Origin of the sequence: Kitasatospora sp. NPDC052896 (assembly GCF_044547075.1) — a bacterium.
Classification (GTDB): Bacteria; Actinomycetota; Actinomycetes; order Streptomycetales; family Streptomycetaceae; genus Kitasatospora.
This window is the reverse complement of record NZ_JBITZU010000002.1, coordinates 81,945-108,336: the sequence shown is the minus strand read 5'-3', so window position 1 is coordinate 108,336 and position 26,392 is coordinate 81,945. Positions and strand designations below refer to the sequence as shown.

The window sequence follows — 26,392 nt, the reverse complement described above, 5'->3', positions numbered from 1 at the left end:
GCGCGGGTGGCGGCAGAAGCGCCCGTTGGGGCTGCCGCGCCGCCCGCGATGACCGGCGGTCCGTCGGCCGCCGGTACGCGAACCGGGCGGCCGGTCGGTGAACCAGCCGGCGGCGCCTGGCCGTCCGGCACGGCAGGGGCGGAGAGCGCGACGTTGGGACAGCCATCCGGGGACTTCGGGCAGGAGAGCCTGCGCGTGCGGGCGGGTCAACTGGTCTCCGGACGGTACCTGGTGACCGTCGGCGGGCCGGACGGCTCGGACGTCCAGCTCTGCCCGCCCGAGCACTGGCCCGCGCCGCAGCGCCGGCAGCCGAACGCCCAGCGTCCCGGCGCGCGCCCCGGCAACCGGGCCGCCGTCGGCCCGCTGGCGCTCGGTGCCGACGCGGCCGACCTGCCGCTGCTGGACCGCGAGGCGGAGGTCGCCCAGCTGCTCGGGATGCTCGCCGAGGGCCGCTCGATCCGCCTGGTCGGCGAGCAGGGCTCCGGGCGCAGCGCGCTGCTGGCCGCCGTCGCCGAAGGTGCGGGGGAGCTGGCGCCGGACGGCGTGGTCCAGCTCTGCGGGCACCGGCGGACCGCCGACGACCTGCTCCAGGACCTCTTCGCGGCGACCCATCGGGCGCCCGGCTTCCGCCCGGACCGCGACCAGCTGCGCACCCTGCTGGCGCCGGTGGGCGCGATCGTGCTGATCGACGAACTCGGGTCGGACGGCGCCGAGCTGGAGGAGTTGCTGGCCGCCGCGCCGGAGTGCGCCTTCCTGGTCTCGGTCGCGGCGGGCTCCGGCGGGGTGCTGCCCACCGGGTCGCGGTTGGAGGACTACCTGGTCGGCGGGCTCTCCCGGGCCGCCTGCCTGGCGCTCACCGCCCGGCTGGCCGGACGGGTGCTGGACGAGGCCGAGCGGTCCTGGGCGGTCGATCTCTGGTTCGAGTCGGAGGGCCTGCCACTGCGCTTCGTCCAGGCGGCGGCGCTGCTGCGGCAGCGCGACCTGGCGGTGGACGCGCTGGTCGCGGCGGAGGAGGACCGGCGGGGCGTCTTCGGCGGGGCGGGAGAGGGCGAGGACGACGAGGACGGACCGGCCGACCCGGCGGTCCGGGAGGCCGAGCTGCGGGCCACCCTGCCGCTGCCCTCCGTGGCCGAGAGCGCCGCGCCGGCGATCCAGCTGGCCCAGGGGCTGGGTGAGCCCGCGCAGGCCGTCCTGCGGCTCGCGCTGGCCTTCGGCGGGGAGTGCCCGACCGCACCGCACCTGCCCGCGCTGATCGAGGTGGACCAGGGCGAGAGCGCGCTGCGCGAACTCGCCGACCGCGGCCTGGCCGAGCCGATCGGCGGGCACCACCGGCTCACCGCGGGCGCCACCGAGCTGCTGACCGCCGGGTGGGCGGAGCGCGAGGCGCCCGACGGCACGTCCGCGACGCCCGCCGCCGCGACGGCCGGGGCGGCCCGGCACTTCTCCTGGTGGGTCGGCCACGGCTCGGTCAGCACCGAGCAGATAGCCGCCGAGGCGGAGGTCGTGATCGGCGCGCTGCACGCCGACCGGGCGGCCGGCCGGACCGGCGCGATGCTGCGCCTGGCCCGGTCGGCCGCTCCGGCGTTCGCGCTGGCACTGCGTTGGGGGGCCTGGCAGGAGGTCCTGGAGCTGGGTCTGGCGGTTGCCCGGGAGGACGGGCAGAGCCGCGACGAGGCCTGGTTCCAGCACGAGTTGGGCGTGCTGCGGGTGGTGCAGGGGCGGCGCGAGGAGGCGCGGGCCGCGCTGGAGGCGGCCACCGCGTTGCGCGGGGCGCTGGGCGAGGCGCGCGGGGTGGCCGCCACCCGGCGGCTGCTCAACCTGCTGGCGGACGAGGAGCGGCCGCCGGCGGCTCCGGAGGCCGGGCTGCCGGCGAGCCGACGGCCGGTCATCCGGGCGCTGGCGGAACGTTCCCTCCAGTCCGCGAAGGTGCCGGTGCGGGTGCTGCGCGGGTGGTCGCGGCAGCACCTGCTGGCGGCCGGGGCGGGGCTGCTGGCGATCGGCGTGCTCGGCACGGCGGTCGGGATAGCGGCGGTGGCGGGGACCGGTGGGTCCGGCGGGACCGGCGGGGGAGTCCGGAGCGTGCCGTCGGGTGGCACCGGGACCTCGGGTGGGCTGACGCTCGGCGGGGACGCCGGGGCCACCGCGCCGAGCACGGCCTCCGCGACGCCCACCGGCTCGGCGAGCGCCACGGCGACGGGCGGCGCGGGCGGGGTGGGGCCGGTGACCGACCCCACGATGGCGGTCGGCGCGTCGGCGGGGGCCACGGCGTCCCCGACCCGGGTGCCGGGCGCAGGGCGGACGGGCAGCCCGTCGGCGACGCCGGGGTCGAGCGGCGGGGTGACGGGGGGGCCGGCGACGCCGTCGGCGCCGGGCCCGTCGACGCCGGCGCCGAGTACCTCGACATCGAGCAACCCGGCTTCGCCGCCTCCGGTGTCGCCGACGCCGCCGACGAAGTCGCCGACGCCCTCGCCGTCCCAGGTGTCGCCGTCGCTTCCGTCGTCGCCGTCGGCCGGTGGGTCGAGCGGACCGTCGCCGAAGCTGGAGTAGCGGGCGGCGCCGGGGCGGTGTGCTCCGGCAGCGCGACGGCCCCGGGCTGGGTTCCCCAGCCCGGGGCCGTCCGGCTCACTGCCGGCTCAGAAGAGCTTCAGCTTGTCGTCGTCGATGCCGCGGAGCTCGTCGTAGTCCAGCACCACGCAGTCGATGCCGCGGTCGGTGGCCAGCACGCGGGCCTGGGGCTTGATCTCCTGGGCCGCGAAGACGCCCTTCACCGGGGCCAGCAGCGGGTCGCGGTTGAGCAGTTCGAGGTAGCGGGTGAGCTGCTCGACGCCGTCGATCTCGCCGCGGCGCTTGATCTCGATCGCGACCGTGCCGCCCTCGGCGTCGCGGCAGAGGATGTCCACCGGGCCGATCGCGGTCGGGTACTCGCGGCGGACCAGCGACCAGCCGGCGCCCAGTACCTCCATCCGGTCGGCGAGCAGCTCCTGGAGGTGGGCCTCCACGCCGTCCTTGATCAGCCCGGGGTCCACGCCCAGCTCGTGCGAGGAGTCGTGCAGCACTTCTTCCAGCGTGATGATCAGCTTCTCGCCGGCCTTGTTCTCCACCGTCCATGAGCCCTCGGCCTCCTTGAGGCTGCACGGCGGCGACATCCAGTTGAGCGGCTTGTAGGCACGGTCGTCGGCGTGGATGCTGACACTGCCGTCGGCCTTCACCAGGATCAGGCGGGTGGCGGACGGCAGGTGGGCGGAGAGCCGACCGGCGTAGTCGACTGAGCAACGGGCGATCACGAGACGCATGAGGGCAAGCCTAGGCGCTCCGGGGACCGCTCCGGGCCCGGTCGCCTTGGGTGACCGGCGCTCGACGGTGTGCCCCGCGCGGCGCACGGGGGCGGGGCGAGCGCCGGTGGGATTCCCGGTCCCTGGGCCTGGCCCGGCAAGACTGACGGTTGCCCGCGGGGGCCGCACGGGGCCGTTTGATGCGAGTCGGAACCAGGGGCATGCCGAGTCGTTCCGGGGGGCGAACCATGGGGAGGCGGGAGCGCGATGCTCCAGAAGTCTGGCGCGTGCGCGCACGGACAGCTACGTTGGGTGACGGCTTCTGGCCATCCACGCAGCCAACGGGGATGGGGGAGCTGAGATGAACAGTTCGACGAGTTCCGGCCATTCTGGCCGTAGTGCTGGTGAACTCGACGGGAATAGCAGCATTTGCCAGCCTGGCTGAGCCGAGGCTGACACCCTGGTCCAAGCGGCGCCCGCCCCAGCCAGGGCGCCGTTCGCGACGCAGGTGCCGCGCGGTGGCCGGCCACCGCCGTACGACACCCGCGTCCCACCGCCGGGACCGACCGGCACGGCCCTGGCCCGCGTTCGGGCAGCGCCACCAGGCCTGTGCCGGCCCGTTCCGGCAGGAACCTCCTGAGTACGACACGGCACCATCCGCACCAACGCAAGACCACTCGTGCGCAGCGTACGGGTGGACCGCGAGAGGAGAACCCATGTCGCTCGACGTCTCACCGGCTCTTCTGGAGAAGGCCGAGCGAGGCGAGGTCGACGAGCGGGAGTTCGTCGACTGCGTCCGTACGTCCCTGCCTTACGCCTGGGACCTGATCAGCTCGTTGGTGGCCCAGATGGGGGTCGACGGCACCGGCTTCGCCGACAACCACGTGCCGCCGCCCAGCGAGCAGGCCCGCGGTCAGCTGCTGCGCGCCATGGCGAGCGACGCGATCCGTGGTGCCCTGCAGCGGCACTTCGGGGTCCGGCTGGCTTTCCAGAACTGTCACCGGGTGGCGGTCTTCGCCCCGGCTGAGGACGCCGAGGAGCGCTACCGGCGCTTCACGTCCGTCCGCGCCCAACTGCTGAACCAGTCGCCGGAACTGCGCGACTGTTGAGCCGTCGTCGAGGCCGGCCCCGCGGGTCGGCGCGGGACCGGCCACGACGACGGAACGGCGGCCGGAACGCCGGAGAGGGCGCGACGCGCGGTGCGGCCGGTCAACTCAGCTGCGGCAGCACCTCGGTGCCGAGCCGGGTCAGGTTGTGCAGGGTTGCCTCGCGGTCGCCGGAGCCCTCGGCGAGCAGCGCGAACCGGCGGATCCCGGTGCGCTCGGCGGTGGCCAGCAGCCGGTCGGCGCACTGTCGCGGAGTGCCCACCGCATGCAGATCGCAAAGGAGTTCGGTGTAGGCGTAGGGGTCGCGCATCTTGCGCTCCCGGCCGTCCACCGTGCGGTGCGCCCCGAGCCCGTACTCGAACCAGCCGGGCATCGCGCTCATCAGCGCCGCCCGGGCGGCCGGTCCGCGGTCGGCGACCTGGGCCACCCCGGCGGCCACGTGTTCCCGCTCCACTCGGGCCAACTGGTCCTCGCCGCGCCCGCATTCGCGCCAGGCGGTCCGGTAGGCGGCCAACATCTGCTGCTTGTCCTCGTCACCGGAGTGCATCCCGAGCAGCATCGGCAGCCCGCGCTCGGCGGCCAGCCGAACGCTGCCCGGCGAGGTGCAGGCGACCACCACCGGCGGCCCCGCGGCCCCGGCCGACCCGCCGCCGAGCTCCCGCTGAGGCTCGGTCCGCTGCCGGGGGAAGCGCAGCGCCGCCCGGTCGTGCGCCAGGCCCAGCCAGTCGGCGAGTTCGGGGCTCCTGAGCCGGGCCGGCTCGCTGGCCCGGGGGACCACCGCGACCTCCGGGAAGTTGAACTGCGGGCCGTCCGCGCGCACCCGGCTGCCGCGCAGCCAGCGCAGCAGCAGGTCCAGCCGCTCGGCGAAGCCCTCCTCGAACGCGGTCACCCCGCCGCCGAAGACCGCCAGGTCGATCCACGGCCCGCCGCGGCCCACCCCGAGGGTGAACCGGCCGCCGGAGGTGAGGTGCAGCAGGGCCGCCTGCTCGCCGAGTGCCACCGGGTGACTGGTCGACAGCACGCTGACCGCCGTGCCGAGCTGGATCCGGCGGGTGCGACCGAGCAGCAGGGCGGCCAGGGTGGCCGCGTTCGGGCAGACCCCGTACGGTACGAAGTGGTGCTCGGCCAGCCAGACCGCGTCCAGCCCGGCCCGCTCGGCGGCGATCGTGGCGGCCACCGTGCGCTCCAGCGCCTCGGCGTGGCTCTGCCCGGGGAACTGTGCCGAGAGCAGGAACGCGCCGACCCGGATGGTGTCGCCGGCCACTGGATGGTTGCCGCCGCGCTCGGCGGCCACCGCGCCGAGTGGGCCGGTGGGGCTGGTGTGGCCGACGGAAGTGGCCAGCGTGAGCCGTGGCGGGAGCTCGGACGGGGCGGCGCCGAGGGGCGGCGGGGCAGCGGCGTCGGCGCGGGCGCGGGTGCTGGTCTTGGTCACGGGAAGCCCTTCTGGGGTGCGCGCAGGCCGTCCGAGCCCTGCGGTGTCACCACTGTGAGTAACCCATGTCATGTGCCAATGGCACGCCGATTCACTGATTTCCCAGAAGAACGGGTGGATATCGGCGGAAACACCGCACGGCCCGGGCGGCCCGTGATAGAGAGCTCCGGGAAGTCGGCGGGACCGGATCGGCGCCCGGTGCGGCCCTTAACCTGGATGGCGAACAGGCCCCCGCCGAGAGGTGAACACCGTGTCTCCCCGTCGCAACCGGATCACTCAGCGGACCGCCGGCAGCGCAGGTCGGGACGGCGAGCCGGCCGCCCCGCCGGGCAGCTCGCTGCGGCGCACCGAGAGCTACCGCGGCGAGGAGTGGGTGGTGCAGACGGTGGCCGGCAGCGCGGGCCGGTACTACCGCTGCCCGGGCTGCGACCAGGAGATCCCGCCCGGGGTGGGCCATGTGGTGGCCTGGCCCTCGTACGGCGCGGGGGTGGACGACCGGCGGCACTGGCACCGGGCGTGCTGGGGCGCGCGCGAGCGGCGCGGCGCGGCGATCCCGCGCGGGCGGAACGCCCCGCGCTACTGACGGACCGCCGCCCGCCGCCCTGCCGCCGGTCGGCCGTCAGGCGTCGCGGCTCTTCAGCACGGCGGCGCCGCCGGCCAGCGCGGCCAGCGTCCAGGCCGCGCAGATGACCAGGCCCGCCACCCAGCCGTACGGCTCGTTCGGCGGCGGGACGACGGTCAGCATCTGCCGGCCCGCGAAGTCCGGGAAGTAGTGCGCCACCGCCTTGACCTTGGGCACCGCCGAGAGGATCGGCGAGAGCAGGAAGAAGAACGGCACCAGCACGCCGAGCGCCAGCGTCTGGTTGCGCAGCATCGCGGTCACCCCGGCGGCGAAGAGGCAGAGCAGGGTCAGGTAGACCGCCGCGCCGAGCACCGCTCGCAGCACCCCGGGGGAGCCGAGCGTGGTGTGGTGGTCGCCGAGCAGTGCCTGGCCCAGGAAGAAGGCCACGAACGCGGTCAGCACCGACACCAGCAGCGCCAGGGAGCCGACCACCACGGCCTTGCCGCTCAGCAGGGTGCCGCGCTGCGGCACGGCGGCGAGCGAGGCGCGGATCATCCCGCTGCTGTACTCGTTGCCGACCGCCAGCACGCCGAAGACGATCATCGCGATCTCGCCCAGCATGATCCCGGCGAAGCTGGTCGCGGTCGGGTCGAACGGGGTGCCCGAATTGCGGTTGAAGTCGGTGAAGTTGTTCTTGGTGAGCAGCGAGATCAGCGCGCCGAGGCCGACCGTCACCACGAAGGTGAGCAGCAGCGTCACGACGGTGGACCGGACGCTGCGGATCTTGGTCCACTCGGAGCGCAGGATCGCGGGGAAGGAGCCCATCTCAGTTCGCACCCTTCTGCTGCTTCTTCTGCCGCCGACCGGCGGGCGGTTGCCAGCTCGCGCCCCAGGTGGCGGGCGCGCCGACGCCGGCCGGGGCGGTGTGGCCGTTGGCGTGCGGCACGCCGCCCGCGTGGTACTCCACCGAGTCCGCGGTCATCCGCATGAACGCCTCCTCCAGCGAGGCGCGTTGCCGGCTCAGCTCGTGCAGCGCGATGCCGTGCGCGGCGGCCAGGTCGCCGAGCACCGCCGGATCGCCGTTGACCACCTCGAACGAGCCGTCCGGCCCGGGCTCGACCGGAATCGACCGGCCGGCCAGCGCGTCCAGCAACTGCTCCGGCTGCGGGGTGCGCAGCCGCACCGCCGAACGGGAGTTGCGCTCGATGAAGGCGGCCATCGGCAGGTCGGCGAGGAGTCTGCCGCGGCCGATCACCACCAGGTGGTCGGCGGTCACCGCCATCTCGCTCATCAGGTGCGAGGAGACGAAGACCGTCCGGCCCTCGGCGGCCAGCCGCTTCATCAGGTTCCGGATCCACAGGATGCCCTCGGGGTCGAGCCCGTTGACCGGCTCGTCGAACATCACGATCCGCGGGTCGCCGAGCAGCGCCGAGGCGATGCCCAGGCGCTGGCCCATGCCCAGCGAGAACCCGCGCGAGCGCTTGCGGGCCACCTCGGTGAGGCCGACCAGGGCGAGCATCTCGTCCACCCGGCGGGTCGGGATCCGGTTGCTCTGAGCCAGCCAGAGCAGGTGGTCGTAGGCGGTCCGACCGGGGTGCACCGCCTTGGCCTCCAGCAGCGCGCCGATGTACTTCAGCGGCTCGCTGAGCTGGCCGTAGTGCTTGCCGTCGATGGTCACCCGGCCGCTGGTGGGCCGGTCCAGGTCGAGGATCAACCGCATGGTGGTGGACTTGCCGGCGCCGTTCGGGCCCAGGAAGCCGGTGATCACCCCCTGCCGCACCTGGAAGCTCAGCCCGTCCACCGCCGTCTTGTCGCCGAACCGTTTGGTCAGGTCATGGAGTTCGATCATCGCTGCTCCCTGTCGGACATTCCTCGTCAGGTTATGACAAATCAGACTGCCCGGCCCGTCCGGTACGGCTCTCGGCGCCGACGCCCTACCGTGGGCGCCATGACCGATCTCTCCGTACTCGAAAACGGGACGGGCACACCGCTGGTCCTCCTTCATGCCTTCCCGCTTTCGGCCCGGATGTGGCAGCGACAGCTGACCGATCTGCCCGGCCCCGACGGCAGCCGGGCCCGGGTGATCGCCCCCGACCTCCCGGGTTTCGGCGGCACGCCGCCGCGCACCGACCCGCCCGCGCTGGAACTGCTGGCCGACGACGTCGCCGGGCTGCTGGACCGGCTGGGGGTGGCCCGCGCGGTGGTCGGTGGGCTCTCGATGGGCGGCTACGTCGCGATGCAGTTCGCCCGGCGCCACCCGCACCGGCTGGCCGGGCTGCTGCTCGCCGACACCAAGGCCGGCGCCGACCCCGCGCCGGCCCGGGCCAACCGGGAGCGGATCGCCGCCGCCGTGCTGGCCCGGGACAGCGTCCGGCTGCTGGTCGAGGAGCGGATGGAGGAGACCCTGCTGGCGCCGGGGACGCCGGCCGCGCTGGCCGCCGAGGTGCGCGAGCTGATGGCGACCGCAACGCCGGCCGGGGCGGCCTGGGCGCAGCGCGCGATGGCGGCCCGCACCGAGGCGTTCGAGGTGCTGGCCGGGCTGCGGGTGCCGGCGGCGGTGGTGGTCGGCGCCGAGGACGCGCTCGCGCCGCCGTCCGAAGCCGAGGCGATGGCGCAGGCGCTGCCGGACGTCGAGTTGACGCTGATCCCGCTGGCCGGCCACCTGAGCGCGCTGGAGGCGCCGGAGGCGTTCACCGTCGCGGTGCTCGGCCTGCTGCGCCGGGTCGAGCGGGCCGGTTCCGGGCCCGCGTGAGCGGACGGCTCGGCCCCCGCCGCGGGTGCGACGGGGGCCGAGCCGGTGGGTACGACGGGCCCGCTGTGAGCGGGGGTCAGCGGGACTGCTGCGCCGGGACGCCCAGGGTGTCGTCGGTCGGCAGCGAGGCGGCGGCGACCGCCGCGCCGGTCAGCGTGGCGAGCATCTCGCGCACGTTGGTCAGCTGGGCGTTGATGCTGTCGCGGCGGTTGGTGAGCGCCGCCAGCTCGCGCTCGGACTCGCTGCGGATCCGGTCGGCCTTGGCGTTGGCGTCGGCCACGATGTCCTCGGACTGGCGCTGGGCCGTCTCCACGGTCTGCCGGGCCCGGCGCTCGGCGTCGGTGCGCAGCTTCTCGGCCTCCAGGCGGAGCTGCTCGGCCCGGTGCTCGATCTCGGCCAGCCGCTTCTCGGCCTTGGCCTGGCGGGCCGCCAGGTCGCGCTCCGACTGCTCGCGGCGCTTGGCCAGGTTGGTCTCGAACTCCAGCGCGGCCTGGGCGGCCTTGGTGCGGGTCTCCTCGAAGAGGGCGTCCGCCTCCTCGCGCTTGTTCTGAGCGTCCTTGTTGGCCTCGGCGCGCAGCTGGGCGCTGTCGCTCTTGGCCTTGTCGACGATCCGCAGGCCCTCGTCCTCGGCCTTCGCCTTGCGGTCCTTGGCGTAGTTCTCCGCCTCGGAACGGACCTGCTGGGCGGCCGCCTCGGCCAGCTCGCGGTGCTGCTCGGCGGCCCGGTGGGCCTCCTCACGCAGGTCCTTCGCCTCCTCCTCGGCCAGCCGCAGGATCTTCTCGACCCGCGCACCGAGCCCGGCGTAGGAGGGCTCCGCCTCGGTGACCGCGGCCTGCGCGCTCTGCGTCTCGAGGTGGAGCTCCTCGATCCGCTTCTCCAGCGCGCCGATCCTGGTCAATGCACTGTCACGATCGGCCACCAGCTTGGTGATCCGCTCATCGACCTGGGCGCGCTCGTACCCACGGCGCACCAGGTCGAAGCCGTGAGGGGAGTGACTGTCGCTCATGGGGTTCTGGGCTTCCTGTCGTCAGACCGCTGAGGTGGTTGAGGGAATCCTGACACGTTACCGGAGTGTCGTAGGCAAAAAGCCTATGGCTGACGGACAATGTCCGCTCAATCGGGTGGTGTCCCCTGGGACCTGCCGCCACCCGATCGGGGGGCGCCCACTCCCGCGCCCGCCTTCGAACCCCCGTTGTTCTTGCCGCCGGAACCGGACGTCTCCCGAGGCTTCGTCTGCTGTACAGGTGACGGTGCCTCGAACGCCTCCAGCGCGGACAGCACGTCCTGTACCCGCGAGATCTCGGTGTTGATGTCCTTGCGCCGGCGCACCAGTTCGTCCAGCTCGCGGCGGCCCTCGTCGGTGATCCGCTGGGCCTCCCCGCGGGCCTCGGCGCGCAGCCGCTCGGCCTCCTCCTCGGCCAACCGCAGCTGCTCGTCGGCGTTCTCGGCCGCGGTCCGCAGCCGCTTGGCGGCCTCCGCCGCGGCGGCCTCGATCTGCTCCTCGGCCTCGTCCCGGGCGGTGGCGAGCCGAGTGGTGGCCTCGCTCTCCAGCCGCTCGGCCTCGGCGGTGGCCTCGGCCAGCCGCTGCTCGGCCTTGGCCGTCGAGTCGGCGAGCTTCTGCTCGGCGCCCTTCAGCAGGCTCTCGGCCTTGCGGACCGCGGAGATCCGGACCTTGCTGGCCTCCGCGGACGCCTCCGAGGTGAGCTCGTTCGCCCGCTCCTCGGCGGCGGCGACCAGCGCGGCGGCGCGTTCCTCGGCCTCGGCGACCGCGGCGACCGCCTGGTCCTCGGCCTCGGTCAGCTGCTCCTGAGCCGCCGTCACCAGGGCGTCCACCCGCTCGCCGGCCGACTTCATGGCCTGCGCGTTCTCCTTGCGGGCCCGCTCGTGCAGCGCCTCGATCTCGGCGTCGGTCCGCTCGCGCAGCTCCTCGGCGCGCTCGCGGATCGCGGTGGCGTCCCGGCGGGCCTCGGAGAGCAGCGCGTCCGCGTCGGCACGGGCCCGCTCGACCTCGGCCTGGCCGGCCGCCTCGCCGGCCGCGACCAGCCGGTCGGCCTCCTTGCGGGCGGCCGCGACCATCGCGTCGGCCTGCTCCTCGGCGGCGGCGGTGGTGGCCAGTGCGGTGCCCTGGGCCTCCTCGCCGAGTGCCTCGGCGTCCGCGAAGGCCTTCTCCAGCACGGACTGGGCCTGCGCGCGGGTCGCCGAGTCGTACTGCTCGGCCTGCTCGCGGGTGGCGGCGTCGAAGGACTCCGCGCGGGCCCGGGTGGCGGCGTCGTACTCCTCGGCCAGCGCGCGGGTCGCGGCCGAGAACTCCTCGGCCTCGGTGCGCTGGCGGGCCGCGTACTGCTCGGCCTCGGCCATCGTGAGGGTGGCCAGCTCCTCGGTCTCGGCCAGGGTCCGCTGGGCCTGCGCCTCGGCCTCGGTGCGCTGCTGGGTGGCGTACTCCTCGGCCTGCCGGCGCTCGGCGTTGGCCTCGGTGCGCAGCGCGGCGTCGTACTCCTGTGCCTCGCCGGCCAGCCGGGCCGCCTCGGCCTCGGCCTCGGCGAGCACCCGGGTGCGGTAGGCGTCGGCCTCGGCGCGGACGGCGGCGGCCTGCTCGTCCGCCTCGGTGAGCACCCGGTCCCGGTACGCCTCGGCGTCGCCGACGGTCCGGGCGGCCTCGGCCCCGGCGGCCTCGCGTTCGGCGGTGGTCTCGGCGGCGGTGCGCTCGCGCAGTTCGGCCGTCTCCTGCTCGGCGGCCTCGCGCAGCTGGGCGACCTCGGCAGCCGTACGGGCCGTCAGTTCGGTGGCCTCGGTCGCGGCCCGCTCGCGCAGCTCGGCCGTCTCGCGCTCGGCCAGCTCGCGGGTCTCGGCGGTCTCCCGCTCGGTGCGCTCGACGAGTTCGGCGACCTGCTGGGCGGCCTTCTCGTGCAGCCCGGCCACCGACTGCCGGACCTCGGAGGCCTCGTCCTCGGCGGCGGTGACCAGCTCGGCGGCCCGCGTGGTGGCCGCTGAGCTGGTGCCGGCCGCCTCCAGCCGGGCCTGCTCCAGCTCCTCGGCGGCTTGGGCGCGCAGCCGTTCGGCCTCCTGGTCGGCCTCGGCGCGGGTCCCGGCGGCGGTGGCGGTGGCCTCGGCGAGTGCCGCCTCGGCGCTCGCGGCCGCCTCGCTCCGGGTGGTCCGGGCGAACTCCTCGGCCTGTGCCAGCTGTTCGGCTGCCTGGGCGCGCAGGGTCTCGGCGGCGACGCCGGCCTCCGCACGGACCTGGGCGGTCTCGTTCTCGGCGGCCTCGCGCAGCTCGGTGGTCTCGGCGGCCGTCCGTTCGGTCAGCTCGGCCGCCTCGGCGGCGGCACGCCGGGTCAGCTCCGCGGCCTCGTCCTCGGCCGCCTCGCGCAGCGCGGCGACCTCGGCGGCGGTGCGGGCGGTGAGTTCGGCGGTCTCGGCGGCCGTCCGCTCGGTCAGCTCGGCGGCGGCGGCCTGGGCGGCCTCGCGGGTCTCCTGAGCGGCGGCCAGCTGGGCGGCGGTCTCCTCGCGCTCGCGCCGCAGCGCGGCGGCGGCGTCCTCGGCGGCTCGCCGGCTCTCCTCGCGCTGCGCGTCGGCGGTCGCCTCGGCCTCGGCCAGCAGCCGCTCGGCCCGCGTCCGTGCCTCGGCCTCCCGTGCCTCGGCGGCGGCCTGCGCCTCGGCCTGCAGGGCACTCGCCGCGGTCTGCGCCTCGGCCCGCACCCGCTGGTCGAACTCGGCCGCCTCGCGCCGCAGTTCGGCGGTCTCCCGCTCGGCGGCGGTGCGGTTCTCGGCCGCCGCGGCCTTCGCGGCGGCGACGGTGTCCCGGTGCTGCTGCTCGGCGGCCGCGGCCAGCTTGTCGGCCTCGCTGCGCGCCCGGGCCAGCATCTGCTGTGCCCGGGCCTGCATCTGGCCGACCTGCTCCTTGGCCTCGGCCCGCAGCCGCTCGACCTCGGCGCCGGCGCCGGCCCGCAGCTCGTCCGAGTCGGCCTTGGCCTTGGTCAGCAGCTCCTCGGCGGTCTTCGCCGACTCCTCTATCTGGACGACGGCCTGCCGGCGCGCCTCGCCGCGGACCTTCTCCGCCTCGGCGGCGGCGTGCGCCCGCAGTTCCTCCGCCTCGGCGCGCAGCCTGGCGGCCTCGTCCTGCATCTCCTCCATCCGGGCGCGGATCCCGGCGGCGTCGTCCAGCGCGGCGTTCTGCGCCTGCTCGACGGCCTCCTGGGCCTGCACCCGCAGCCGCTCGGCCTCGGCGGCCGCCTCGGTGCGGATCCGCTCGGCCTCGGCGGCGGCCTCGGCGCGGGTCGCCTCGGCGTCCTGGCCCGCCCGGGCCAGCGACTCCTCGGCGCTCTTGGCGGCCTTGGCCAGGTGTACGGCGGCGTCCTTGGCCCCCTCGGCCCGGCCCTGCTCGCGGGCGTCGGCGCGCAGCGCCTCGGCGGCGGCCTCGGCCTGGCCGCGCAGCTCGGCGGCCTCCGCGGTGGCGGCGGCGCGCAGCTCGGCGATCGCCGCCTCGGCCTCGGCGCGCAGTTCGGCGGCCACGCTCTCGGCGGCGCCGCGCAGCCGTTCGCTCTCCTCGGCGGCGGCGGCCTTGGCGGCGTCCGCCTCGGCCTGGGTGTTCCGGGCCCGGGCGAGCAGCTCGGCTGCCTCGGCCCGGATCAGCTCGGCCTCCTTGGTGGCCGCGGCCACCATCCGGGCCACCTCGGCCCTGGCGGTCTGCGAGCGCTGCTCGCTGGCCGCCTCGCCGTCGGCGACCCGCTGCTCGGCGAACGCGGCCGCTTCGGCCTGCAACCGCTCGGCGGCCCGGGCGGCCTGCTCGCGCAGCTCCTCGGCGGCCCGGTGGGCCCGCTCGGCCTCGGCCCGGGCGTCCTCGCGCAGTCGTTCGATCTCGGCCTTGGCCTCGGCGGCGTCCGCCTCGGCCTGCCGCTGGGCCTCGGCGGCCTGCCGCTTGAGCTCGGTGATCTCCGCCTCGGCGGCGGCCAGCCGCTGCTCGGCGGCGGTCTGGGCGGCGGCCAGCCGCTGCTCGGCCTCGCTGACGGCGCTGCCGCGCAGCTCCTCGGCCTGCGCGCTGGCCTGCTGGGCCTGCTCGCCGGCGGCCCGTAGCAGCGCCTCGGCGTCGTTCTGGGCGCGCAGCAGGGCGGCCTCGGCGGCGGCCTGGGCCTCGCCACGGGCGGCGTCCACGTCGGCGGCGGTCTGGGCGCGGGCCTGGTCGGAGAGGGCGGCGGCCTCGGCCCGGGCGGCGGCGATCAGCCGCTCGGCCTCGGCCCGGGACTCCTGGAGCAGGCGCTTGGCCTCCTGCTCGGTACCGGCGCGGGTCTGCTCGGCCCAGTTGACGTTCTCGTTGACGTGCCGCTCGGCGTTGCGCCGCAGCTCGGCCAGTTCCTCGTCGAGCCGGCGACGACGGGCCTGGAGTTCGGCCTCGAGCCGGGCGGTGCGCTCGGCGGCCTCGGCCATCAGCCGCTGGGTGGCCGCCTGGGAGTCGCGCAGCTGGCGCTCGGCGTCCGCGCGGAGCTGCTGGGCCTGCATCTCGGCGTTCCGGAGCAGCTGCTCGGCCTGGCCGGAGACGGTATCGAAGGCGCGTGGCTGGGCCAGCTGGCGACGGGATTCGTGCAGCTTGGCCCGGAGCACCTCCACCTGGTAGGCGAGGTCCTCGGCATGCTCGACAGTCTTGTCCCGCTCCTTGCGAAGCCGCTCCATCTCGGCTTCGAACTGGGAGAGGTGATCATCAACCTCGTAGCGGTCGTTGCCCCGCACTCCGCGGTCCCATCCATCTCCTGGTCGCGTCCTCGACCGGCGTGGTCCGGTTCCGGCCTCGGGTTGAGGCGGACCGCGCCGGTCCTTGCATCCGCGGCCGGTGGACGGCCCCGGGATGGGGTCGTCCGCCACGGTCGGGGCCCTGGGCCGGTGGCGCGCGGCACTGACCGCGCTCCGCCGACCGGGTGGACTCCTGGGCGAACTCTTGCCTTGTGGAGAATGGTGACAGATCCGACTCGCGACTGTTCAGCCGTGCCCTGGTTACGGACTCCCCTGCGACCGGGGATGACCGTCATCGTCGGCTTCCCCGCCCTCGGCTGTGCCTGCCGGGCCGGTCCTCGCGGAGGCCGTCACGCACCTGGGCATTGTAGTGGGCGAGAACGGGGCTGTAACCGCCGAGTCCGGCTCTTCCGCAGGTTACCGGCGGGTTCCGGCCTCGCCCGGGGCGATTCCTCAGTGCTCCGCGGGGTCATCCGCCGAGGTGACCAGCTCGGTCAGCACGCCACCGCAGTCCTTCGGGTGCAGGAAGGTGATCCGCGAGCCCATCGAGCCGCGGCGCGGCTGGTCGTACAGCACCCGGACGCCCTTCTCCCTGATCGCCGCGGCATCCGCGTCGACGTCGGCGGTGCCGAAGGCGATGTGGTGCACGCCCTCGCCGTTCTTGGCCAGCCACTTGGCGACCGTGGAGTCCTCCCGGATCGGCTCCAGCAACTGGAGGTAGGAGGCGCCGCCGTCCCCGGTGTCGTTGATCTTGAGCATGGCCTCGCGGACGCCCTGCTCCTCGTTCACCTCGGTGTGGAACACTTCGAAGCCGTAGGTGGCACGGTAGAACTCGACCGTCCTGTCGAGGTCGAAGCAGGCGATGCCGATGTGGTCGATCCGGGTCAACACGGAAGCCTCCTAGGGTGAGTGGGCCCAGTGCAGCGCACAACCGGCCCGCCGCGCCACCAGGCCACGTGCGAGCCTGATCACACCGCCGCTCCGGTGACGCCCGGGTTACGGGTCAGTACATTGAGCAGCATCCCGCTCCCCGGGCCCTGCTGCCGTGCTCGACCGTCCGCAGCGGCTCGCTGGCCACGACGTGCGAAGGGGCTCGTTCCATGCCTACCGCTTCCACCGCTACTACGTCCGTGATCGTCGCGGGCGCCCGGACCCCGATGGGCCGGCTGCTCGGCTCGCTGAAGGGCTTCTCGGGCGCCGAGCTCGGCGCGTTCGCCATCAAGGCCGCACTGGAACGGGCGGGTGTGAGCGGCGAGCAGGTCCAGTACGTGATCATGGGCCAGGTGCTGCAGGCGGGGGCCGGCCAGATCCCGGCCCGGCAGGCCGCGGTCAAGGCCGGCATCCCGATGAACGTGCCGGCGCTGACCATCAACAAGGTCTGCCTCTCCGGCCTGGACGCCATCGCGCTGGCCGACCAGCTGATCCGGGCCGGCGAGTTCGACATCGTGGTGGCCGGCGGCCAGGAGTCGATGACCAACGCCCCGCACCTGCTGCCCAAGTCCCGCGAGGGCTACAAGTACGGCTCGATCGCGATGCTGGACGCGATGGCCCACGACGGCCTGACCGACGCGTACGAGAACATCCCGATGGGCGAGTCCACCGAGAACCACAACGCCCGGCTCGGCATCCCGCGCGAGGCCCAGGACCGGCTGGCCGCGCTCTCCCACCAGCGCGCCGCCGCGGCCCAGAAGAACGGCGTGTTCGACGCCGAGATCGCCCCGGTCGAGATCCCGCAGCGCAAGGGCGACCCGGTGCTGTTCGCCCAGGACGAGGGGATCCGCGGCGAGACCACCGTGGAGACCCTGGCCCGGCTGCGCCCGGCCTTCACCAAGGACGGCACGATCACGGCCGGCACCTCCTCGCAGATCTCCGACGGCGCCGCCGCGGTGGTCGTGATGAGCCGGGCCAAGGCCGAGGAGCTGGGCCTGAGCTGGATCGCCGAGATCGGCGCGCACGGCAACGTGGCCGGCCCGGACAACTCGCTGCAGTCGCAGCCGTCCAACGCGATCAGGCACGCGCTGGCCAAGGAGGGCATCGGCGTCGAGGACCTCGACCTGATCGAGATCAACGAGGCCTTCGCCGCGGTCGCCTACCAGTCGATGAAGGACCTCGGGGTCACCGAGGAGAAGGTCAACGTGAACGGCGGCGCGATCGCGCTCGGCCACCCGATCGGGATGTCCGGCGCCCGGGTCGTGCTGCACCTGGCGCTGGAGCTGCGGCGGCGCGGTGGCGGGGTCGGCGCGGCGGCGCTGTGCGGCGGTGGCGGCCAGGGCGACGCGCTGATCGTCCGGGTGCCCAAGGCCTGACCCGGGCCGGCCCCACAGAGCGCCACGGCCGGCGCCCCCGCCGGGGGCACCGGCCCGACCGGAAGAGACGGAACCTCCATGATCGATGTGCCGACGCTGGTCGAGCAGGCCCGCGCCGGGCGCCCGCGCGCGGTGGCCCGGCTGATCTCGCTGGTCGAGAACGACGCCCCGCAACTGCGCGAGGCGATGGCCGCGCTCGCCCCGTACACCGGGCACGCCTACACGGTCGGGCTGACCGGTTCGCCCGGGGTGGGCAAGTCCACCTCGACCTCGGCACTGGTGGCGGCCTACCGGCGGGTCGGCAAGCGGGTCGCCGTGCTGGCGGTCGACCCGTCCTCGCCGTTCTCCGGCGGCGCGCTGCTGGGCGACCGGGTGCGGATGCAGGACCACGCCACCGATCCGGACGTCTTCATCCGCTCGATGGCCACCCGCGGCCACCTGGGCGGGCTCTCCTGGGCCGCGCCGCAGGCGCTGCGGGTGCTGGACGCGGCGGGCTGCGACGTGATCCTGGTGGAGACGGTCGGGGTCGGGCAGTCCGAGGTCGAGGTGGCCGCGCAGGCCGACACCACGGTGGTGCTGCTGGCCCCCGGGATGGGTGACGGGATCCAGGCCGCCAAGGCCGGGATCCTGGAGATCGGCGACGTCTTCGTGGTCAACAAGGCCGACCGGGACGGCGCGGACGCGACCGCCCGGGAGCTGAGCCACATGCTGGGCCTGGGCGAGGCGCGTGAGCCGGGGGACTGGCGGCCGCCGATCGTCAAGACCGTGGCGGCCCGCGGCGAGGGCGTGGACGAGCTGGTCGAGGCGCTGGAGAAGCACCACGCCTGGCTGGCGGCCGGCGGCGAGTTGACGGCCCGTCGTCGGCGTCGGGCGGCGGCGGAGATCGAGGCGATCGCGCTGGTCGCGCTGCGGGCCAGGATCGGCGACCTGCACGGGGACCGGCACCTGGACGCGTTGGCGGAGAAGGTGGCGGGCGGCGAGCTGGACCCGTACGGCGCGGCGGACCTGCTGGTGGCGGGCCTGACCGACCAGGCGTAGGCCCCCGGGCCTACCCGCGGCCGCGCAGCCCGCGCAGGTGCTCGGCGATCGGGGCCAGCGCCTCGTACATGGCGTCGATCTGGTCGTGGTCGAAGAGGTCGACGAAGTGCGCCCGGACGCTGCGGACGTGGTCCGGCGCGACCTTCCGCAGCGTCTCCCAGCCCTGGTCGGTGAGGTGGGCGTAGAGGCCCCGGCGGTCGCCCGGACACTCCTGACGGAGCACCAGGCCGGCACTCTCCATCCGGGTGATCTGGTGTGAGAGCCGGCTCTTGGACTGCAGGGTGGCGGTGGCCAGGTCGGTCATCCGCATCCGCCGCTGGGGCGATTCGGAGAGCACGACCAGGATCTCGTAGTCGTTGATCGCCAGGTTGTGCGGCTGGAGTTCGCGGCTGAGCTGGTACTCCAGCAGCTTGCTGACCTCCAGGTGGGCGCGCCACAGCCGCTGCTCCCGGGCGGTCAGCCAGGGGGTGTCGTCGGCGGCGGAGCTGTCCGTGGCGGCCTGCTGCTCCGCCGGCTCGGTGGCGTGCGTATCCATACCGACCATGATACGCGAACTAGTTCAACATTCTACTATCTTCCCGAGGTGATCCACTCGGGACCCGGATTCACTCGAACGAGTGACATGGATCGGCTCAGCGCGATGCGACCGGCTCGCCGGCGGCCCGCCCGACCTCCAGCAGCGAGGCGGAGTGCCGCGCGGCCTCGAAGGCCACCACGCCGCCGCGCAGCCCGAACAGCCGCTTGGAGACCAGGATCCAGACCACCGCCAGCACGTTGATCAGCAGCGTGACCACCTTGAACGCGGTCACGTGGTGGGTCAGCTCCTCGCCCTCCAGCGGCAGGAAGGCGGCGGTGGCGACCACCGTCAGGTACTCGGCCCAACGCCGGCCCAGCCAGAGTCCGACCCCCTCGACCAGCTCGATCAGCGCGTAGGCCAGCAGCGCCAGGGCGACGATCACCAGGGTCTTCTTCTGGTAGCTGAAGGTCTTGCGGATGGTGTCGACCACGGGGGAGTGGTTGAGGTCGTAGTGGAAGTGGTCGGCGACCGGCTTGAAGATCGTCAGGTCCTGGTCGAACAGCCGCTGCACGGCGTCCTGGCTGTTGGAGAACTTCCACACCGCCCAGGCGGCCAGGACGATCAGGATCCCGCGCAGCACCCGCTCGACGGCCAGGAAGCGCAGCACGAACAGGTCGCGCAGCGCCTTGCCGCGCGGGACCAGTGGCGCGTCGGCGGCCGGTCCCGAGCCGTGCGGGGCGCCGAGGGTGAAGTCGCCGCAGCGCAGGCAGCGCCAGGCCTCGCCGTGCGCGGTGGCGGTGTGCAGCCGCTGCCGCTGCTCCGGCTCGGTCGGCGCGTAGGTGGTGTGGCCGCGCCTGGCGCAGGTCCGGCGATCCCAGTCCCGCTTGAACATGGTGGTGCTCCCCCGTGGTTCGTGGCCCGCTCGGGCCGTGCGGGAAGAGGATAGCGAGCCGGTGTTCGAAGGCTGTGATTCCGGCCACCCCGCGCCCCCTGGCGTCGGTCCGGGCGAGGTGGCTGGTGATAATGGGCCGACCGGCTTGTGCGCCCGTTCACAAGCCCCCGCCGCCCTGTGAGGTACCCCGTCATGAAGAACAGCGCCGCCCACCGCCTGCGCCTCGTCTCCGGCCCCGAAGGCCTCTCCTTCATACTCCTGCTGATCTGCTCGGTGCTGAAGCGCACCACCAGCTTCAACGCGGTCCCGGTGATGGGCATGATCCACGGCATGCTCTTCATCGCGTACGTCGCGTTCTGGGGCCTGGCCTGGCAGAAGCAGGGCTGGACCGGCAAGCGGGCGGCGCTGCTCTTCGTGCTCTCGGTGCTGCCGACCGGCGGGTTCTTCGCCGAGCGGATGCTGGCCAGGGAGGAGCGCGGCGAGGGCGCGCCGGCCGCCGCGGTCGAGGCCGCCGCCTGAGGCGGGTCGCTCCGCGGCCGGTCCCATCATGCGGTCGGCCGATCGGGTGAGGGTGCCCCGCCGGTACGGTGAGGAGGTGGCCAAACCCCTCGCTCTCGCCTTCGACCCGATCGCCCGCGCCGACGAGCTGTGGAGCCGCCGCTTCGGCGACGCCCCGGCGATGGCGGCGATCACCTCGGTGATGCGCGCCCACCAGATCCTGCTGGCCCGGGTCGACGCGGTGGTCAAGCCGTACGGGCTGACCTTCGCCCGCTACGAGGCGCTGGTGCTGCTCACCTTCAGCCGGACCGGCGAGCTCTCGCTCTCCAAGATCGGCGAGCGGCTGATGGTCCACCCGACCAGCGTGACCAACACGGTGGACCGGCTGGAGAAGGCCGGCCTGGTCTCCCGGCGGCCCAACCCGCTGGACGGCCGGGGCGTGCTGGCGGCGATCACCGACCGCGGCCGGACGGTGGTCGAGCAGGCCACCCGGGAGCTGATGGCCATCGAGTTCGGCCTGGAGTCCTATGACGCCGAACAGTGCCGACAGGTGTTCGACCTGCTCAGGCCGCTGCGGGTGGCGGCCGGCGACTTCGCCGCGCCGGAGGAGTAGGCCCCGGTTCGGGGGCCGAGGAACCGCCGGTTACCCTCGGGTGAGCGGTACGCGGATCCGGACGTACCGGACGATCTTGCCAAGCGAGGCGACCACCTATGAAGCCCACCCCCCTGCTGGCCTGGTACCGCGCCCTGGCCATCGCGACCGGCTGCGCGCTGCTGATCTTCTGCTGCTTCATCATCGCGAAGTACGGCTTCGACACCGGCGCGCAGGCCACCATGTACGTCGCGATGCTGCACGGCTACCTGTACCTGGCCTACTTCGTGGTGACCTTCATGCTCGGCCAGAAGCTCAAGTGGCCGATGGGCCGGATGCTCTTCACGCTGGCGGCCGGCTGCATCCCGTTCGCCTCGTTCCTCGCCGAGCGCCGGTTGATGCGCGACATGGCCGCCGCCAAGGCTCCGGCGCCCGTCGAGCAGCCGGTCGGCGCCTGATCCCGCGAACCGCTGCCGGCGAACTGGCGGCCCGTGCCCTGCGACGCGGGCGCGGGCCGTCGGCGTTTCGCGGACATTGCTCATCGACAAGTAGTTGGACGTCCGAGTAAATTATTAGGACGTCCTACCATCGACCGGGAGCGGGGCTCATGGACGCCGAGGAGATCGAGCGCGGCAGGCAGCGCTGGCAGCAGCGGTACGACAGCGCCCGCAAGCGCGACGCGGACTTCACCACGCTCTCGGGCGATCAGGTGGAGCCCGTCTACGGCCCGCCGGCCGGGCAGCCGTACGAGGGGTTCGAGCGGATCGGCTGGCCGGGCGAGTACCCGTTCACCCGCGGTCTGCACCCGACCGGCTACCGGGGGCGGACCTGGACCATCCGCCAGTTCGCCGGCTTCGGCAACGCCCGGCAGACCAACGAGCGGTACAAGATGATCCTGGCGGCGGGCGGCGGTGGCCTCTCGGTCGCCTTCGACATGCCCACCCTGATGGGGTACGACTCGGACGACGCCCGCTCGCTCGGCGAGGTCGGCCACTGTGGCGTGGCGATCGACTCGGCCGCCGACATGGAGGTGCTGTTCGACTCCATCCCGCTGGGCGACGTCACCACCTCGATGACGATCAGCGGCCCGGCCGTCCCGATCTTCTGCATGTACCTGGTGGCCGCCGAGCGGCAGGGCGTCGATCCGGCGGTGCTCAACGGCACGCTGCAGACCGACATCTTCAAGGAGTACATCGCGCAGAAGGAGTGGCTCTTCGCCCCCGAGCCGCACCTGCGCCTGATCGGCGACCTGATGGCGCACTGTGCCGAGGGGATCCCGGCGTACAAGCCGCTCTCGGTCTCCGGCTACCACATCCGGGAGGCCGGCGCGACGGCCGCGCAGGAGCTCGCCTACACCCTCGCCGACGGCTTCGCCTACGTCGAGCTGGGCCTCTCCCGCGGCCTGGACGTGGACGTCTTCGCGCCCGGCCTGTCCTTCTTCTTCGACGCCCACCTGGACTTCTTCGAGGAGATCGCCAAGTTCCGCGCGGCGCGCCGGATCTGGGCGCGCTGGATGCGCGAGGCGTACGGCGCGAAGACCGACAAGGCGCAGTGGCTGCGCTTCCACACCCAGACCGCCGGTGTCTCGCTGACCGCCCAGCAGCCCTACAACAACGTGGTCCGCACCGCCGTGGAGGCGCTCTCGGCGGTGCTCGGCGGCACCAACTCGCTGCACACCAACGCCCTGGACGAGACCCTGGCGCTGCCGTCCGAGCAGGCCGCGGAGATCGCGCTGCGCACCCAGCAGGTGCTGATGGAGGAGACCGGGGTGGCCAACGTGGCCGACCCGCTGGGCGGTTCGTGGTACGTCGAGGCGTTGACCGACCGGATCGAGCAGCAGGCGGAGAGCATCTTCGCCCGGATCCTGGCCAAGGGCTCGGCCGACCACCCGATCGGTCCGATGACCGCCGGCATCCTGCGCGGGATCGAGGAGGGCTGGTTCATGAGCGAGATCGCCGAGGCCGCCTTCGCGTACCAACAGGGTGTGGAGAAGGGCGACAAGCGGGTGGTCGGCGTCAACTGCCACCCGGGCACGGTCACCAAGGAGCTGGAGATCCTCCGGGTCAGCCACGAGGTGGAGCGCGAGCAGGTCCGGGTGCTGCGCGAGCGCAAGGCACGGCGCGACGAGGTGGCCGTCAAGGCCGGGCTGGACGCGATGCTGGCGGCGGCCCGGAGCGGCGAGAACATGATCCCGCCGATGCTGCGGGCGGTGCGGGCCGAGGCGACGCTGGGCGAGATCTGCAACGCGCTGCGTGCGGAGTGGGGTGTCTACCGGGAGCCGGCGGGTTTCTGATCCTCCCGAACCTGAGCGCTGGAAGTCGATCTGCTCGACTTCCAGCGCTCGACTGTCAACCCGTGCTGTCCAGCCCGGGGGTGAGCAGCAGCGTGGTGAACCGCCGGATCCACTCCTGGGTGGCCGGCTGCCCGGTCACCAGGATCCGGTGCTCCACCGTCCCCGCGATGGTGTCGAAGATGATGTCGATGTGCTCGGCCGCCACCGCCTCGTCCCGGTCCCGGGCCAGCTCGCCGCGATCCAGCGCCTGGGACAGCCCCTGGCGCACCAGCCGCTTCTGCGGATCGACGATCCGCTCGCGGATCCGCCGGCGCAGCTCCGGGTCGCGGCTGCCCTCGGCGAACAGCGCGAGCAGTGCGGCCTGGCTCTCCGGCCGGACCAGCAGCGCGGCGAACTGCGCCACCACCGCCTCCATGTCGGCCTGCAGGCTGCCCAGGTCGGCCATCTCCAGCTCGTCGAAGAGGCTCGCGACGGCATCCACCACCAGCTCGTTCTTGGACGGCCAGCGCCGGTAGAGGGTGGTCTTGGCGACCCCGGCCCGGGTGGCCACGTGGCCGATGGTGAGCCCGCCCCAGCCGAGTTCGGCCAGCGCCTCCCGGGTGGCGTCGAGGATCGCGCGGTCGGCGGCGGCGCTGCGCGGGCGGCCCTTCGCGCGCGCGGGTCGGGGTGGGAGGGTGGCCACCGGGGCTCCTTGCGCTGGTGTGCTCTTGAGCAGCTGAGTACTCGTGAGTAGCTTCTGGGTGGGGCTGGTAACCGTATCGACGAAACGGCGACCGCGAAAGTGGGGCACGTCACGTCCCGCCGGCCCCGGGGGGACTTGCGGCGAGGGGTGCGGGTCCAGATACGCTACGACCCGTAGCGAATAGAGCGGCAACCATGCGCCGGCCCTGTGGGAGGGGTCGGGCGCGAGGCGCGGGTGGGGATCCGCGCCGCAGCGGGAACAGCTACCAGGGGGATCGGCCGGCGCCGGGACGGCCGCCGGACCGGGCGAGGACGCCCGCGGCGGACTTTCCCGGCGGATGGCACTCGGCAGGGTCGCGGACGGGGGAGGATGGTGTCATGCAGCCACGGAACACGCATCTGAACAGCGCCGCCCTGCGTGGAGCGGTCGACCTCGCCGCGGTGAAGGCGGCCGGTGAGGCCGCGCAGAAGGCCGAGCAGGCCCGGGCCGAGCGGGCCCGGCAGAACGCGGCCGCCGAGGCGGCCGGTGTCGAGCTCCCGACCGCCGGCTACCCGCTGGTGGTCGACGTCACGGAGGCCACCTTCGAGGACGAGGTGGTCCAGCGCTCCACCGAGGTCCCGGTGGTCGTCGACTTCTGGGCCGAGTGGTGCGGCCCGTGCAAGCAGCTCAGCCCGATCCTGGAGCGGCTGGCCGAGGAGTACGCCGGCCGGATCGTGCTCGCCAAGATCGACGTCGACGCCAACCAGCTGATCGCGCAGCAGTTCGGCATCCAGGGCATCCCCGCGGTGATGGCCGTGGTGGCCGGCCAGCTGGTGCCGCTCTTCCAGGGCGCCGAGAACGAGGCCAACGTCCGCAAGATCCTGGACCAGCTGATCCAGGTGGCCGAGCAGCGCTTCGGCATCGTCGGCGGTGCCGGCGCGGGGCTGCCCGCCGAGGGCGCCCCGACGGCCGGCTACGCGGCGCCGCAGGACCCGGCGCTGAACGCCGCGCACGAGGCGCTGGACCGCGGTGACCTGGGCGGCGCCATCCAGGCCTACCAGAACGTGCTCGCCGACCAGCCCGGCAACACCGAGGCCCAGCTGGGCCTGGCCCAGGCCCAGCTGCTGCGCCGGGTGGAGGGGCTGGACCCGCAGGCGGTCCGGAACGCGGCGGCGCAGGACCCGAAGAACGTCGCCGCCCAGCTGGACGCGGCCGACCTGGACCTGGTGGGCGGTCACGTCGAGGACGCCTTCGGGCGCCTGGTGGACACCGTCGGCCGGACCGCCGGCGCCGACCGGGACACCGCCAGGCTCCGACTGCTGGAGCTCTTCGAGGTGATCGGCCCGGAGGACCCGCGGGTGACCGCGGCCCGCACCGCGCTGGCCCGGGTGCTCTTCTAGACCCCTGCTGACGGGCCGTCAGGCCGGCTCGGTGGCACGGTCGGTGACCTGCGGTGTCGGCGGTGATTTGCCGACATTTCGGCATCGCACCGTCAGCTTTATCAAATCTTGACAACATCAGTGGGCGATCACCTTGGGTGATCGCCCACTGTGCTTTCCTCCGTATTTCCAGCAGATTTCCGCAGTGCGAACCCCATGTGACGTCACGCTGCGTCGATGTCATGTCTGGTTCACCGGCTGTCGGCTCGACTGTTGGATTACCCGTCAGTAATGAACCTCTTGTGCTTCGGCCGTGATTACAGCACGATCGGCCACGCCCGGTCCCTCACTTTTCCGCCCCCGGTCACCCACCGGACGGCAGGAGTGCGGGATCCCCACCGGGTAACCGTCGGAACCGTTCGGCGGTTGAGAGGGCAGGGGGGTATCCGCGGCCCACGGCGGATCCTGTCCTTTCTCCGGTCGCGCAGCCCCGCGCGGCCGTCTGGTTGTCGCTCGGGGGTGATCGTCGATGTCGCCGATCGTGCCCGCCCGCCCTTCCGGGCGAGCGGCGCAGGGACGGGAGTGGCCCGCAGCCGCGGTCCGCGCCCGGAGTCGGCGACGGCGCTCTCCGCTACCGAGGACGTAGCTCTCTCCCATCCCAGGACGGGATCGGCGCCACGGGTGCCGGACCGGTCCGGAGATGTACGTCCGAGAAGGAGGACACGCATGTCCAAGACTTATGGCAAGACCCGCTGGAAGCGCTTCGCCCTCGTCATGGTGCCCAGCATCGCCGCCACCGCCGGCATCGGCCTGAGCATCGCCGACAGCGCGCTGGCCGCGTCGTTCAGCGTCTCCGGCCAGAGCTTCAAGGTCACCACCGACCACCTGCACGGCACGAACTTCGCCCAGTTCGGCTCGGTGGACGTGGAGAGCAACGGCACCCCGCACGTGGTCGCCGTCTCGGCCTTCGACACGGCCACCATCAACAACCTGTGCCAGTCCGTGGTGACCGACCTCGGCCCGCTCGGCAAGTGGACCCTGGTGCTGAACGCCGGTCAGGACCCGAACAAGCCGGTCACGGCCAGCAACCTGCTGATCGACCTGAACCAGCTGAACGCGGACGCCACCTTCCAGAACATCAACATCGGCCAGGACGCCTCCACCCTGCAGGGCACCGCCGTCCAGGGCTGGAAGAGCCACCAGGGCACCGGGCTGCCGAGCGGTGCCACGGGCTTCGCGCAGTCGGCCAGCAGCGCCGACCTGACCAACGTCCAGCAGACCGCCTGGGCCACCTCGGCCGGCACCTTCACGCTCAACGGCCTGAAGCTGAACATCAAGCAGGGCTCCGGCACCGGCGTCGAGTGCTACTGA

The 26,392-nt window shown here is 73.7% G+C and carries 22 protein-coding genes; 12 read left to right on the top strand and 10 right to left on the bottom strand.

The annotated features are described in order from the left end of the window. The first annotated feature begins 153 nt into the window (after nt 1-153). Nucleotides 154-2,547 (top strand): ATP-binding protein, encoded by a 2,394-nt coding sequence (locus ACIGXM_RS06640; protein ID WP_396557562.1) that lies wholly within the window; start codon nt 154-156, stop codon nt 2,545-2,547. Between the two features lie 86 nt (nt 2,548-2,633). Here the strand turns inward: ACIGXM_RS06640 and nucS are convergent, their stop codons facing one another. Beyond that, a complete protein-coding gene (nucS, locus tag ACIGXM_RS06635) occupies nt 2,634-3,293 on the bottom strand; it encodes an endonuclease NucS (protein ID WP_396557560.1) in 660 nt (219 codons plus the stop codon). A 695-nt stretch (nt 3,294-3,988) separates the two neighbouring features. Between nucS and ACIGXM_RS06630 the strand changes: the two genes are divergently transcribed. Beyond that, a complete protein-coding gene (locus tag ACIGXM_RS06630; protein WP_396557558.1) occupies nt 3,989-4,381 on the top strand; it encodes an SCO5389 family protein in 393 nt (130 codons plus the stop codon). 100 nt (nt 4,382-4,481) lie between these two features. Here the strand turns inward: ACIGXM_RS06630 and ACIGXM_RS06625 are convergent, their stop codons facing one another. Then, nucleotides 4,482-5,627 (bottom strand): LLM class flavin-dependent oxidoreductase, encoded by a 1,146-nt coding sequence (locus ACIGXM_RS06625; RefSeq protein ID WP_396558327.1) that lies wholly within the window; start codon nt 5,625-5,627, stop codon nt 4,482-4,484. A 433-nt stretch (nt 5,628-6,060) separates the two neighbouring features. On the opposite strand from ACIGXM_RS06625, the gene ACIGXM_RS06620 reads away from it, so the two are divergent. After that, complete coding sequence (locus tag ACIGXM_RS06620; RefSeq protein WP_396557556.1) at nt 6,061-6,393, top strand: ATP/GTP-binding protein; 333 nt, start codon at nt 6,061-6,063, stop codon at nt 6,391-6,393. A gap of 36 nt (nt 6,394-6,429) precedes the next feature. Here ACIGXM_RS06620 and ACIGXM_RS06615 read toward each other — a convergent pair whose 3' ends face one another. Further along, nucleotides 6,430-7,197, bottom strand: coding sequence for an ABC transporter permease (locus ACIGXM_RS06615; RefSeq protein ID WP_396558325.1), 768 nt, complete (start codon nt 7,195-7,197; stop codon nt 6,430-6,432). Between the two features lies 1 nt (nt 7,198). Further along, nucleotides 7,199-8,221, bottom strand: a complete 1,023-nt coding sequence (locus ACIGXM_RS06610) for an ABC transporter ATP-binding protein (protein WP_396557554.1) — start codon at nt 8,219-8,221, stop codon at nt 7,199-7,201. A gap of 99 nt (nt 8,222-8,320) precedes the next feature. Here ACIGXM_RS06610 and ACIGXM_RS06605 point away from each other — a divergent pair, with 99 nt between their 5' ends. Then, entirely contained in the window at nt 8,321-9,124 is an 804-nt protein-coding gene (locus tag ACIGXM_RS06605) for an alpha/beta fold hydrolase (RefSeq protein ID WP_396557552.1), read from the top strand. Between the two features lie 76 nt (nt 9,125-9,200). Here the strand turns inward: ACIGXM_RS06605 and ACIGXM_RS06600 are convergent, their stop codons facing one another. From ACIGXM_RS06600 to mce, 3 genes are all read right to left on the bottom strand, one after another. Beyond that, nucleotides 9,201-10,130 (bottom strand): cellulose-binding protein, encoded by a 930-nt coding sequence (locus ACIGXM_RS06600; protein ID WP_396557550.1) that lies wholly within the window; start codon nt 10,128-10,130, stop codon nt 9,201-9,203. A 107-nt stretch (nt 10,131-10,237) separates the two neighbouring features. Further along, entirely contained in the window at nt 10,238-14,845 is a 4,608-nt protein-coding gene (locus tag ACIGXM_RS06595; protein ID WP_396557548.1) for a hypothetical protein, read from the bottom strand. 453 nt (nt 14,846-15,298) lie between these two features. Next, the gene (gene mce, locus ACIGXM_RS06590; protein ID WP_396557546.1) at nt 15,299-15,736 is read right to left on the bottom strand and encodes a methylmalonyl-CoA epimerase; all 438 of its coding nucleotides are present in this window, start codon (nt 15,734-15,736) and stop codon (nt 15,299-15,301) included. A 209-nt stretch (nt 15,737-15,945) separates the two neighbouring features. Between mce and ACIGXM_RS06585 the strand changes: the two genes are divergently transcribed. Then, entirely contained in the window at nt 15,946-17,151 is a 1,206-nt protein-coding gene (locus tag ACIGXM_RS06585; protein ID WP_396557544.1) for an acetyl-CoA C-acetyltransferase, read from the top strand. Nucleotides 17,152-17,229: 78 nt separating this feature from the next. After that, complete coding sequence (meaB, locus tag ACIGXM_RS06580) at nt 17,230-18,189, top strand: methylmalonyl Co-A mutase-associated GTPase MeaB (protein ID WP_396557542.1); 960 nt, start codon at nt 17,230-17,232, stop codon at nt 18,187-18,189. Nucleotides 18,190-18,199: 10 nt separating this feature from the next. Here meaB and ACIGXM_RS06575 read toward each other — a convergent pair whose 3' ends face one another. Together ACIGXM_RS06575 and ACIGXM_RS06570 are read right to left on the bottom strand one after the other, a co-directional pair. Next, complete coding sequence (locus ACIGXM_RS06575) at nt 18,200-18,724, bottom strand: MarR family winged helix-turn-helix transcriptional regulator (protein WP_396557540.1); 525 nt, start codon at nt 18,722-18,724, stop codon at nt 18,200-18,202. A gap of 97 nt (nt 18,725-18,821) precedes the next feature. Continuing rightward, nucleotides 18,822-19,598: a DUF2127 domain-containing protein gene (locus ACIGXM_RS06570; RefSeq protein ID WP_396557538.1), complete on the bottom strand. Its 777-nt coding sequence runs from the start codon at nt 19,596-19,598 to the stop codon at nt 18,822-18,824. Nucleotides 19,599-19,790: 192 nt separating this feature from the next. On the opposite strand from ACIGXM_RS06570, the gene ACIGXM_RS06565 reads away from it, so the two are divergent. The 4 genes from ACIGXM_RS06565 to ACIGXM_RS06550 all read left to right on the top strand — a co-directional run bounded on the left by ACIGXM_RS06565 (nt 19,791) and on the right by ACIGXM_RS06550 (nt 22,981). Beyond that, nucleotides 19,791-20,117 (top strand): DUF3817 domain-containing protein, encoded by a 327-nt coding sequence (locus tag ACIGXM_RS06565; protein WP_396557536.1) that lies wholly within the window; start codon nt 19,791-19,793, stop codon nt 20,115-20,117. Nucleotides 20,118-20,193: 76 nt separating this feature from the next. Then, nucleotides 20,194-20,709: a MarR family winged helix-turn-helix transcriptional regulator gene (locus ACIGXM_RS06560; protein ID WP_396557534.1), complete on the top strand. Its 516-nt coding sequence runs from the start codon at nt 20,194-20,196 to the stop codon at nt 20,707-20,709. Nucleotides 20,710-20,807: 98 nt separating this feature from the next. Continuing rightward, nucleotides 20,808-21,146 (top strand): DUF3817 domain-containing protein, encoded by a 339-nt coding sequence (locus ACIGXM_RS06555; RefSeq protein WP_396557532.1) that lies wholly within the window; start codon nt 20,808-20,810, stop codon nt 21,144-21,146. Between the two features lie 149 nt (nt 21,147-21,295). After that, the gene (locus tag ACIGXM_RS06550) at nt 21,296-22,981 is read left to right on the top strand and encodes a methylmalonyl-CoA mutase (RefSeq protein ID WP_396557530.1); all 1,686 of its coding nucleotides are present in this window, start codon (nt 21,296-21,298) and stop codon (nt 22,979-22,981) included. A gap of 55 nt (nt 22,982-23,036) precedes the next feature. Here ACIGXM_RS06550 and ACIGXM_RS06545 read toward each other — a convergent pair whose 3' ends face one another. Next, a complete protein-coding gene (locus ACIGXM_RS06545) occupies nt 23,037-23,663 on the bottom strand; it encodes a TetR/AcrR family transcriptional regulator (RefSeq protein ID WP_396557528.1) in 627 nt (208 codons plus the stop codon). A 377-nt stretch (nt 23,664-24,040) separates the two neighbouring features. Here ACIGXM_RS06545 and trxA point away from each other — a divergent pair, with 377 nt between their 5' ends. Together trxA and ACIGXM_RS06535 are read left to right on the top strand one after the other, a co-directional pair. Then, nucleotides 24,041-25,042, top strand: coding sequence for a thioredoxin (gene trxA, locus ACIGXM_RS06540; protein WP_396557526.1), 1,002 nt, complete (start codon nt 24,041-24,043; stop codon nt 25,040-25,042). A 705-nt stretch (nt 25,043-25,747) separates the two neighbouring features. After that, a complete protein-coding gene (locus ACIGXM_RS06535; protein WP_396557524.1) occupies nt 25,748-26,392 on the top strand; it encodes a DUF6230 family protein in 645 nt (214 codons plus the stop codon).